This is a genomic window from Seonamhaeicola algicola (assembly GCF_007997385.1).
Lineage (GTDB): Bacteria > Bacteroidota > Bacteroidia > Flavobacteriales > Flavobacteriaceae > Seonamhaeicola > Seonamhaeicola algicola.
This window is the reverse complement of record NZ_VOSC01000025.1, coordinates 370,854-382,788: the sequence shown is the minus strand read 5'-3', so window position 1 is coordinate 382,788 and position 11,935 is coordinate 370,854. Positions and strand designations below refer to the sequence as shown.

Here is an 11,935-nt window from a genome sequence, read left to right as displayed (position 1 = left end):
TATGAAATTCATAAAAATACTACCTCTTTTTATAGGTATAATCACCTTTGCACAAGCAAATTGGCAAACAGTGCCCAACTTAGTTTCAAACGGAGATGGAACACGTTTTGATGATGTTTTCTTTTTAAACGAAACTACAGGTTGGGCCGCAAACGGTTGGCATGCGGCTGTTTACAAAACCACCGATGGCGGTTTAACTTGGACAGAGCAACTTAATGAAACCAATTTACCAGGCAATTATTATTTCAGAAACATCATTTTTTTAAATGAAAATATTGGTTTTTTAGGCACATTAAATGATACTTTTTTTAAAACTACTAATGGCGGACAAACTTGGGCAGAAGTTACCAACATAAGCCCAAACCCCAATGCTATTTGTGGCCTTGATACTGCTGGAGCTTCAACAATTTATGGTTGTGGCGCTTATTTTGAGCCTGCTCACGTTATAAAATCTACAGACGGCGGTAACACATGGCAATACATTGATATGTCTGCATACGCTACAGCTTTAGTTGAAATAAAATTCACTTCTGAAACCACTGGTTATGTTGCTGGCAAAAGCACTACTGGGGCTATTATTTTAAAAACCACTGATGGTGGACAAACTTGGACAGAAATTTACAACTCTAACATTGCGGGTGAATATGTTTGGAAACTTCAAATTTTAAACAATAATCCCAACATATTTTTTGGAGCAGTTTATAGCACTGCCCCTAACCCCGGTAAATTAATCTCTTCATCAAATGCTGGTATTACTTGGACTAGTTTTGATGCTCCTGAAAGTGATGTACAAGCTGTAGGTTTTATTAATGAAAATACCGGTTGGATGGGTGGGCATAATACTGGTTTTTATCAAACTACTAATGGCGGGCAAACCTGGACAAACTTAAACATAGGCGGAAATTTAAACCGCATTTTTGTATTAAACAACACGTTAGCTTATGCAAGCGGCACTGGTATTTATAAATACAGTAATGAGTCTTTAAACACTGAAAACTTAAAGGAAGCTTTCACTAAAAACCCGTTAAACATAACCATAACCAAAAACCCAATTAAAGAAACCTTAGCTTTTACAATAGGCTTTAATTCACCAGATAATCTTCTTATAAATTTGTATGATAACAATGGTAAATTAATAAAAAAACTTCAGCGAGATATTATAACAGCCTCTACAACAAAAACATACAATTTTAACGTAAGCCATTTATCTAGTGGTATTTACATTGTTGAATTTCACAATAACTTAGGCAGAGTTTCAAAACAAATAATCAAATTATAACTTTCAGTTTTAAGCTTTCAGGCTTTAACATATTTTATGTAAAATTTAACGTTTACAAGGTAAGTTTCACACTAACTTGCAGACCACATTAATTGAATTACATAAAACAAAAAACATGAAAAAATTATCTTTTTTAGGTGCTATTACACTAGCTTTAACCTTATTTTTAACTACCAATGTTACCGCTCAAGAATTTAGAGATTTAGACAAAAGCCCAATGGATGCAGCTGCATTTCCTACAAGCTATAAAGATTCAAATAAATTAATTAGAATAATTTACAGTCGTCCACAATTAAAAGGAAGAGACCTTGCTACTTTAGCTCCTAACGGAAAAGTTTGGAGAGTTGGAGCTAACGAAGCTGCAGAACTTACATTGTTTACAGATATGAAATTAGGTAATACCACTGTTAAAGCTGGTACGTATACATTTTACACCATTCCTGGTGATGATGAATGGACAGCTATAATTAGTAAAGATGTTAATGTTTGGGGATCATATTTTTACAAAGAAGCTAATGATGTTGCAAGACTTACTGTGCCTGTAACTACTAGCACCGATGTTTTAGAAGCTTTTTCAATAGCTTTTACTGAAGCTAAAAACGGGGTTACTATGCACTTAGGTTGGGGCACAACAAGAGTTGCTGTACCGTTTACTAAATAATAATTATACTACAACATAAAAAAAAAGCGCTGAATTTGTTCTCAGCGCTTTTTTTATGCTTTATCATCTAAACTTTCTAAAGCTTCAGACATGTAATAGAGTTTTTTCAAACTTCGTTTTAATGTTGTAAACCGGTACACACCAATTATTAAAAATAAACCACTAAATACTAATGATGCGCCTGCTAAATATTTAAAATTAGGAAAATCTTTCAATTGATAAAAAGCAATACTACCAAGCAATAAATATAATGAAGACCTTATGTATGACAGCAATGTGCGCTCATTTGCTAAACGTGTACGTTCAATGGCTAAATAATCTCTTAAAATTACTTTCTCATCGGGCTTAAAATGTCTTCCAAAGCTTGGTAACTTCATAACCTTTAGTTTACGGAATATTTAAATATTTATGCGTTTGTAATGATACTTTCCATTTAGGGTTTTGCATAACATAATCTACAATTAACGGCACTACTTTATCACGCTTACTCCATTCTGGCTGTAAGTACAAAATACAATTTTCACTCACTTTAGCTGCTTGCTCTTCTGCAAAACGAAAATCGTCTTTATTATAAACAATTACTTTAAGTTCATTAGCTTTTTTACTTACCTCTTTGGTTGGTAATTTCATTTTCTTGGGCGATAAACAAATCCAATCCCATTCTCCCGTTAATTTATAAGCTCCTGAAGTTTCAATGTGAGTTTTTAAACCTTCAGCTTTTAATTGTGTTGTAAGTAACGTCATATCCCACGTTAAAGGTTCGCCACCTGTTACAACTATGGTATCACTGTATTTTTTTGCGTTTTCAACAATTTTTGTAGTTTCTGTTGGTGGATGCAAATTAGCATTCCAACTTTCTTTTACATCACACCAATGACAACCTACATCGCAACCACCAACTCTAATAAAATAGGCAGCGGTTCCTTTATAATAACCTTCACCTTGTATGGTGTAAAACTCTTCCATTAAAGGCAACATTTCGCCTTTGTCTACCAATGTTTGTATCTCTCTGTTCATAAGGGCACAAAGATACGTATTCGTATGGTTTTATATTTATGAATTTTGAAATTCAATTAAAAACACGTATTTTTACATTATAAATTGCTGATTTACCCAAATCTCTCAATTCTCTCAAAATGAAAAAAATAGTTTGCCTACTCGCATGCACATGCCTAAACTTTTGTTTAAGTTTTTCTCAAGTTGGTATTGGTACCACTACACCTGATGCTTCATCTATTTTAGATGTTGAAAGCACCGACAAAGGTATTTTAATACCCCGATTAACCGATGCTCAAATTGCTGCCATTGCAAATCCTGCTATTGGTTTAATGGTGTTTAACACCTCAACAAATATGTTTCAGTATAACAGTGGTTCACCTTCAACACCTATTTGGAGTGCTATACAAACAAGCGCATCATCATCAGCTTATTTTGGTAGTTTTATTATTAGTAGCACAGGCACTACAACAATTACCGGATTACCATTTATGCCATCTCAAATAAAATTTACGGCATGCGCCAACGTTGAAACTAACAACCTAAATTCTGATAACGGTGTAGGAAACAACAATTCTGGGTTAGCCAATGCTTTTGGTATGATGAGCGGATACGCTAATAATTTTGGCGGCTCTATTGCACAACAAGTAATGTACATTGGTGGTAGTGGAAACTCTATTAATGATATTTCGCGTTACGCATCTAGTAGTCATGCAATTGGTATTAGATACTCTAACCAAAACGGTGACTCTTTAGGTCTAACAAATGCATCGCTATCCAGTTTTAATTCTAATGGTTTTACACTAAACGTTACAAACCACTCTGATGATATTTTAGTTATATACGAGGCTTACAGATAACTGTTGCTCAGTAGTTTTCAAATTAAAACATTAAAGCCTAAGTATCTATTTTTTTTCTTTTTGCTTTTAGTGTATTTTTATGCAAAATTATAAGGCATGGATACTAAAGAAACGTTTTTTAATTATATAACTGAAGGTCATAAAACAAAAGGTGATTTTATACCTGTTGGTGCCGCTATGCTAAATGGCGAAACTGTTACGGGTGCACATGTAAAAATACCTTTAAAAACCCTAAACAGACATGGTTTAATAGCTGGAGCAACGGGTACCGGTAAAACAAAATCGTTACAAGTATTGGCCGAAAATTTAAGTGAAAAAGGCATACCTGTTTTACTTATGGATATTAAAGGCGATTTAAGTGGTATTGCTCAAGCAAGTGCTGGACACCCAAAAATTGATGAACGCCATGAAAAAATAGGCTTACCCTTTGAAGCCAAAGCTTTTCCTGTTGAAGTTTTAACTTTATCAGAGCAAGATGGTGTTAGACTAAGAGCAACTATTAGTGAATTTGGCCCCGTTTTATTATCTAGAATTTTAGATTTAACCGAAACACAAAGTGGTATTGTATCAGTTATTTTTCAATATTGTGATGACAATAAATTACCGCTTTTAGATTTAAAAGATTTTAAAAAAATATTACAATACGCCACACAAGAAGGTAAGGCCGAATTTACAGAAGCTTATGGGCGTATTTCTACCGCTTCAACAGGTGCTATTCTTAGAAAAATTATTGAATTAGAGCAACAAGGTGCCGATTTATTTTTTGGCGAAACCTCTTTTGAAGTTGATGATTTACTACGCGTTGATGAAAACGGAAGAGGCTACATAAATATAATTAGACTAACCGATATACAAGATAGACCAAAACTATTTTCAACCTTTATGCTTAGCTTATTGGCTGAAATTTACTCTACCTTCCCCGAACAAGGTGATAGTGATAGGCCCGAACTTGTCATGTTTATTGATGAAGCTCATTTAATTTTCAACCAAGCATCTAAAGCCTTATTAAATCAAATAGAAAGCATTGTAAAACTTATACGTAGTAAAGGAGTTGGCTTATATTTTGTAACCCAAAACCCAACCGATGTTCCTGAAGAAGTTCTTGGGCAATTAGGTTTAAAAATTCAGCATGCCTTAAGAGCTTTTACTGCTAAAGACAGAAAAGCTATTAAACTTACAGCGCAAAATTACCCCGAATCTGATTATTATGATACTACCGAAGTTTTAACATCATTAGGTATTGGCGAAGCCTTAGTATCTGCTCTAGACGAAAAAGGCCGCCCAACACCATTAGCTGCAACCATGATGCGCGCACCAATGAGCCGTATGGATGTTTTAACAGATACTGAACTTAGCAACCTTATAGCCAACTCTAAACTAGCAAAAAAATATAATAAAGCTATTGATAGAGAAAGTGCTTATGAAATGCTTAACGAAAAAATTAAAAAAGCTGAGGCTGATGAAGCCAAAGAAAAAGCAAAACAAGAACAAGAAGCTTTAAAAAAAGCTGAAGCAAAAAGAAAGTCTAGAACTACCTCAACCAGACGCCGAAGCACAAGAATGAATCCTGTTGTTAAAGTACTAACAAGCGCCACGTTTATTAGAAGCGTTTTTGGTATACTAACCAAAGTAATGAAAAACAGATAAGCTGTATTATTTAAAACAAAAACCCATGCGTAAATTAATTTTTAGCCTTTTAGCGCTTACCCTATTTTTTTCTAGTTGTAAAAAAGAACAAAACCCATTTGAAGTTGCCAAACAACATGTTGGTTTACTAACAGACTCAACCCAAATTAAAGATTTAAAAACTATTTTCATAAATGATTCAGTGGCAAAATACACCGCAGGTGATGAGTTTGCTGGCGGCATAAACAACATAGAAGTATTTAAAAAAACTGGTGAAAAACTATTAGTACTAACCCCTGAAAATGCTTTAGACTCTACCTCAACAATACAAAGTATTCAAATTATTGATCCTTTGTATAAAACAGTTAAAGGCATATCTACAGCTAGTACTTTTAAAGATATAGCATCAGCTTATAAAATTTCTAAAATTGATAACTTAATAAACTCTGTAGCACTATCTGTAAAAGAAATTAATGCCAACTTTGTTATTGATAAAAAAGAACTACCAGCTAATTTACGATTTGATTTAAATTTAGATTTTGAAGAAACTCACATTCCTGATAATGCTAAAATTAAATACTTTTTCTTAATGTGGAATGATTAATTATAAATTATGAAAAAGTACACCATACAAAACAAGCCGTTTATAGTACCAACCAGTGATGGCAAAACCATAAAAGAGCATTTTGGCAACGCCACAAACGGTAATTCACAAATTAGTATTGCTCACATGATTGCGCCAGCAGGCTGGAGCGAACCTTTTCAAACGCCCGAATTTGATGAGTATACATTTATCATTAAAGGAAAAAAACAATTTATAATTGAAGACGAGGTTGTAACTTTGCATGCCGGACAATCTATAAAAATTGAAAAACACACACGTGTACAGTATTCAAATCCGTTTAAAGAACCTTGTGAATACTTAGCCATTTGTTTGCCCGCTTTTTCAATGGATTTGGTCCATAGAGAAGATTAGAACATGAAAAAGATTATACAAAAAAGTATACCTAAAATTATAGGAACATCATTAAATACCTTAAGCTTTATTGCTCCAAAATATGCAACTTCAAAAGCTTTAGATATTTTTATGACCCCACGCAAAGGCCGTTTAACTAATAAACAAAATGCATTTTTTGACACGGCACAACATCTAGAATTACAATACAAAAACCATACTATACAAACTTACAATTGGCCTGCTAGTGGCAAAACTATTTTATTGGCTCACGGTTGGGAAAGCAACAGTTATCGTTGGAAAAATTTAATTAAAAAATTACAAGCATTTAATTACAATATTGTAGCGCTTGATGGTCCTGCACACGGAAAATCTAGCGGTACTAAATTTAATGCTATTTTATATTCTGAATTTATAAATGAGGTGGCAAACCACTATAAACCTAATATAATTATTGGTCATTCTGTTGGCGGAATGGCATCCATATTTTTTCAGCATAACTATCAATTTAAAACCTTAGAAAAATTAGTACTGTTGGGTGCTCCTTCAGAATTTACCAAAATTTTCAAAGGCTATGTACGCATGTTAAATTTCAATAGTAAAATTGAAAATGGGCTAAATAAAATGGTTGAAGAACGTTTTGATAATAGTACTGCCTATTTTTCTTCGGCTAATTTCACAAAAAAAATAGAAACCGAAGGATTAATCATTCATGATAAACACGATAAAATTATTGGTTATGATGAAGCTGAACTTATTGCCAGAAATTATAAAAATTCAACTTTAAAAACCACCGAAGGTTTTGGTCATGGTCTAAAAGATGCAAGTATTGATGATGCAATAATTAACTTTATAAACAACTAACTTTTGAGCGATAATTTAACACGATTAAACAAGTATTTAAGTGAAGTTGGCTATTGCTCTAGACGAGAAGCTGATAAACTTATTGATGCTGGCAGAGTAACTATTAATGGCACTGTACCCGAAATGGGCACTAAAGTGGCGCCCAACGATGTGGTTGCAGTTGATGGTGAAATCATTAAAAACACCAAAGACCATTTTGTGTATTTGGCCTTTAACAAACCTGTTGGCATTGTTTGCACTACTGATACACGTGTTGAAAAAGATAATATTATAGATTTTATTGGCTACCACAAACGTATTTTTCCCGTTGGTAGGCTAGACAAACCTAGTGAAGGTTTAATTTTATTAACCGATGATGGCGATATTGTAAACAAAATTCTTAGAGCCAGCAACAACCATGAAAAAGAATATATTGTTACGGTTGATAAACCTATTTCGCAAACCTTTATTGAACGCATGAAAAAAGGTATTTACCTTGATGAGCTAAAACAAACAACCAAACCCTGCAAAGTAAAAAAGATAAATTCTACCACTTTTAAAATAGTTTTAACCCAAGGTTTAAACAGGCAAATTAGGCGTATGTGCGCTCATTTAAATTACGAAGTTCAAACACTAAAACGGGTAAGAATTATGAATATAAAACTAGATTTACCAGTTGGTAAACACCGTGAACTTACCAAAGACGAGTTTAGTGAATTAAGTAAACTTATTAGTAACTCTACTAAAGAATTTAAACCTAAAACAGTAAAGAGAAAACAATAACAAATATTAATTAAGACATAGCGTAAATTGTTTTAAAACCATCACATAAAAATTCTCTATATAATATTAAAAAGTAGTCATGTACTTTGGTTTTTTTAACCTAAAAAATCAAAACAACATGAAAAAAAATCTACTATTTATAGTCTCTTTATTTATAGCAGCTATAGTTAATTCGCAAACGTTTACATTTACAGATAGCTACGGAAACGAATTACAATATGCTGTTTCATCTGCTACAACTGTTTCATTAACATCAGGTAGTACATTAAATAACAATAATATAGATATTCCTGCCACAGTTTCTAACGCAGGTAACACCTATAATGTTACTTCTATTGGTAATTATGCTTTTCAAGGCTCATCAACAACATATGTTAGTATTCCTAATACAATAACTAGTATTGGAAAACAAGCCTTTGGAAACACAAACCTAACTAGTGTAGTATTACCAAGTAGTTTAATTACAATAGACGAGTATGCTTTTCAATACAATCAATTACAAGGTATTACCATACCTGAAAATGTTAACAGCATAGGTATTGGTGCTTTTAGAGGAAACCCCTTAACAACAGTTACCTCATTGGCTACAGCACCTCCAACAATAACAACCGCAGCAAGTAATAGCGATTCATTTGCTGTAGGAGGAAACAGAAGCAACATAGACTTATACATACCAACAAGTACAACGGGAGCTTATGTTACAAACTCTGGTGCTCTGTGGACAGGTTTTAATACCGTAACAGAAAATTTAAATACAGGAGATACTTATGTTTATAATTATATTACATACGAAGTTATTTCGGCTGCTAATAGCACTGTAAAAGTAATAGATTACAATACTACTGGCGGAACCGTAGTAAATATTCCTACTACAATTCCAAATGGTTTAATAACCTATAGCGTTATTGAAATAGGAACCCAAGCTTTTGAAAACAAAGGACTAACAGATGTGACCTTGCCCAGTACTCTTACAAATATTGGCGAAAAAGCTTTCTTTATTAACAATTTAGCTTCAGTTACTATACCAAACAATGTAACTACTATTAATAATGGTGCTTTTGCACAAAACCAAAATATGACAAATATAACATTAGGAAATAATGTTTCTGTTATAGGCGATTATGCATTTCGTTTTACAGGTTTAACAACAATAACTATACCTGAAAGTGTTACCAATATTGGAGTTATTGCTTTTGGAGGAATGGGAGATATTATAACAGATGTTTATTGTGAAGGCATAGTGCCCCCTACCATAAGTACAAGCAGTAACCCTAATTCAGATACATTCAATCTATCACGAAGTAGTGTTAACCTACATATACCTTCAGGAACGGAAGGTGCTTACGTTACAAACCCTGGAGCATTATGGACTGGTTTTAACTCTGTTAACACATTAAGTGCTTCACAATTTGAGCTTAATAACCAAATTAAAGTAATTACAAAAGATAATGGTTTAGAAATAACATCAGATAATGGTTTAACTTTAAAAAAGTATTCTATCTACAATATAACTGGCGCAAAAATTACTCAAGGTAAGGCAACCTTTATTTCAACAGAAACATTATCAAATGGTATTTATATTTTAGAGTTACAATTTAATGAAGGTAGAATTGCTAAAAAATTTGTAAAGTAGCATAACGCAACATCTAATTATTAACTAACCGCATACTTTTAAAAAAGTTTGCGGTTAATTTTTATAATGACCGAGAATATAGAGCTCTAATTATTTTATTTACTATCAAAATTAAATTGTTTATTAGTAAAATGAAAACATTCCACATACATCTAGTGATGCTAATCCTCATTTTATGTAACACGTACGTTTTTGCTCAGACCAAAAAAATTGATAGTTTAAAAAATGAGTTGAAATTACAGCACAAAAAAGATACATTAAGAGTTAATCTTCTCCTAAAAATAGTTGAAAATAATTATAAAAATGATTTTCAGGAAAATATAAAATTTCTAGATGAAGCTGAAACCATTTCAAAAGAAGTAAAATTTAAAAAAGGTATAGCTATCAGTTTATTTTACAAAGGTTTAATTATTAGCAGGAATTCAAATTACCAATTTGGAGATACGTATTACAAAGAAGCTATTTCATTGTTTAATGAAATAAACATGCATCAACAAGTTATAAATTCTTATAGGAATTTAAGTATTTTTAGCAATAACCAAGGTAATTTTAATAATGCCATACATTATAGGAAACAGCGTGTAAAATATAGAGAACGTATTGGAAATGAAAAAGTTGAAGAAGATTTATATTATATTGGGTATTACTATTATAAAATTGGCAAATTTGATGAATGTATTTCTTATTACAACAAGGCTTTATTAATAAGTGATAAAAATGGTAATCATAAGATTTTTCAGGAATGTTTAACCTCTATAGGCAATATGTACAGCCACCAAGGTAATCATCCTTTGGCACTAAAATATTTAAACCAGGCACTAGAAAATGCTAAGAAATTTAGAGAACCAAAAAATATAAGTGACGCCCTAATATCAATAGGTAATATTTATATACGTATACAAGATTATGACAAAGCTATTTCATTTCATAAAAAAGCCTTAAATGAACCTAACCATGATAATTACGGATCAATTTCTCACAACCTAGGAGAATCTTATAAATACAAAAAGGAATATGAGAAATCACTTGAGTATTTTACTGCCGCTTTGAATGTATACATAAAAAAACACAACAGATCAGATGAAGCCGAAACTTTAAACAAAATAGGCGAAATCTATTTTGAACTAAATGAGCTACATAAAGCTAATTCTTATTTTGAGAATGCAAAAAATATAAACATTGAAATTGAAAATAAGCGCGGGTTATGCGGATCTTATCTAGGTTTAGGAAAAATTTATTTTAAAAAAAAGCAATTTAATAAGGCTTTAATTTTTGGTTTAAAGTGCCAAAAAATAGCCAATAAATTAAAATTAACAGATATACAAAGAGATACAGAAAAACTACTTTTTAATATCTACAAAGAAACAGGAAACTATAAAAAATCTTTAGTTAGCCATATAGAGTATAAAAAATTAAACGATAGTCTTTTTAATAAAGAAAACATTGAAAAAATTACCCAATTAGAGTACGAGTATAAATATAAGCAAGCACTAGATTCTGCTAGTATTAAAGAATTACAATTAAAAAAAACAGTACAAACTACTTCTCAAAATTTAGAAAAATCTAAACGGCACTATTTATGGGCCATTATTGGAATACTGTTAATCTCTATTATACTAGGCTCTATTATTTTTGCCCAAAAATTAAAGAATGTAAAATCTAAAACTCAAAATGTAGTCATGGAACAAAAGTTATTACGCTCTCAAATGACACCTCATTTTATTTTCAATTCGCTTTCAGTATTACAGGGCATGATTTTAAATAAAGAAGAAAAAAAATCAATTCATTATCTATCAAAATTTTCAAAATTACTTAGGCTAACCCTAGAAAACTCAAGAGACAAAACAGTTTCATTAACTCAAGAATTAAGAGCTGTTCAAGATTATTTAACACTTCAAAATCTAGAAAATGAAGCGTATAAATGTACTATTACAGTTGAAAACACTGTAAATACAAAATTATTTGAAGTACCACCAATGCTCATTCAACCCTTTGTAGAAAATGCCGTAGAACATGCTTTTATTAATCAAAAAGAAAACAAAAAAATAGATATTCGCTTAAGATATTTAAATAAAAAATTAATTTGTACTATTTGTGATAATGGTGTTGGTGTTAACTACCAACGCTACAGTAAAGCAAAGCACAAAAAATCATTATCTACAACTATAACTTCAGAACGTATTAAAATACTTTCAAAAGATTTAAAGATACCTGGTTCTGTAAAGATTGAAGACAAACAAATTTATGGAAAACAAGGCACTCTAGTTACACTTGAAATTCCTTACATAATAATTTAAAT

The 11,935-nt window shown here is 31.7% G+C and carries 12 protein-coding genes; 10 read left to right on the top strand and 2 right to left on the bottom strand.

Annotated elements, in window-relative coordinates:
* The first annotated feature begins 1 nt into the window (after window position 1).
* Together FUA26_RS10375 and FUA26_RS10370 are read left to right on the top strand one after the other, a co-directional pair.
* Window positions 2-1,279: a YCF48-related protein gene (locus tag FUA26_RS10375; RefSeq protein ID WP_147135448.1), complete on the top strand. Its 1,278-nt coding sequence runs from the start codon at window positions 2-4 to the stop codon at window positions 1,277-1,279.
* Window positions 1,280-1,394: 115 nt separating this feature from the next.
* Entirely contained in the window at window positions 1,395-1,940 is a 546-nt protein-coding gene (locus tag FUA26_RS10370; RefSeq protein ID WP_147135444.1) for a DUF2911 domain-containing protein, read from the top strand.
* Between the two features lie 53 nt (window positions 1,941-1,993).
* Here FUA26_RS10370 and FUA26_RS10365 read toward each other — a convergent pair whose 3' ends face one another.
* A complete protein-coding gene (locus tag FUA26_RS10365) occupies window positions 1,994-2,317 on the bottom strand; it encodes a DUF202 domain-containing protein (RefSeq protein WP_147135442.1) in 324 nt (107 codons plus the stop codon).
* 10 nt (window positions 2,318-2,327) lie between these two features.
* Complete coding sequence (locus FUA26_RS10360) at window positions 2,328-2,957, bottom strand: 7-carboxy-7-deazaguanine synthase QueE (RefSeq protein WP_147135439.1); 630 nt, start codon at window positions 2,955-2,957, stop codon at window positions 2,328-2,330.
* A 119-nt stretch (window positions 2,958-3,076) separates the two neighbouring features.
* Here FUA26_RS10360 and FUA26_RS10355 point away from each other — a divergent pair, with 119 nt between their 5' ends.
* From FUA26_RS10355 to FUA26_RS10320, 8 genes are all read left to right on the top strand, one after another.
* Entirely contained in the window at window positions 3,077-3,796 is a 720-nt protein-coding gene (locus tag FUA26_RS10355; protein WP_147135437.1) for a hypothetical protein, read from the top strand.
* Window positions 3,797-3,892: 96 nt separating this feature from the next.
* Complete coding sequence (locus FUA26_RS10350; protein WP_147135434.1) at window positions 3,893-5,443, top strand: helicase HerA-like domain-containing protein; 1,551 nt, start codon at window positions 3,893-3,895, stop codon at window positions 5,441-5,443.
* 25 nt (window positions 5,444-5,468) lie between these two features.
* Window positions 5,469-6,026 carry a hypothetical protein gene (locus tag FUA26_RS10345; protein WP_147135431.1) on the top strand — a complete coding sequence of 186 codons (558 nt, stop codon included), beginning with the start codon at window positions 5,469-5,471 and terminating at the stop codon, window positions 6,024-6,026.
* A 9-nt stretch (window positions 6,027-6,035) separates the two neighbouring features.
* Window positions 6,036-6,398 (top strand): cupin domain-containing protein, encoded by a 363-nt coding sequence (locus tag FUA26_RS10340; RefSeq protein WP_147135429.1) that lies wholly within the window; start codon window positions 6,036-6,038, stop codon window positions 6,396-6,398.
* Between the two features lie 3 nt (window positions 6,399-6,401).
* Window positions 6,402-7,241, top strand: coding sequence for an alpha/beta hydrolase (locus FUA26_RS10335; RefSeq protein ID WP_246109121.1), 840 nt, complete (start codon window positions 6,402-6,404; stop codon window positions 7,239-7,241).
* Window positions 7,242-7,244: 3 nt separating this feature from the next.
* Complete coding sequence (gene rluF, locus FUA26_RS10330) at window positions 7,245-8,003, top strand: 23S rRNA pseudouridine(2604) synthase RluF (RefSeq protein ID WP_147135426.1); 759 nt, start codon at window positions 7,245-7,247, stop codon at window positions 8,001-8,003.
* 118 nt (window positions 8,004-8,121) lie between these two features.
* Window positions 8,122-9,636 carry a leucine-rich repeat domain-containing protein gene (locus tag FUA26_RS10325; protein ID WP_186826897.1) on the top strand — a complete coding sequence of 505 codons (1,515 nt, stop codon included), beginning with the start codon at window positions 8,122-8,124 and terminating at the stop codon, window positions 9,634-9,636.
* A 230-nt stretch (window positions 9,637-9,866) separates the two neighbouring features.
* Window positions 9,867-11,933 carry a tetratricopeptide repeat-containing sensor histidine kinase gene (locus FUA26_RS10320; RefSeq protein ID WP_186826896.1) on the top strand — a complete coding sequence of 689 codons (2,067 nt, stop codon included), beginning with the start codon at window positions 9,867-9,869 and terminating at the stop codon, window positions 11,931-11,933.
* The last annotated feature ends 2 nt before the right edge of the window (window positions 11,934-11,935 follow it).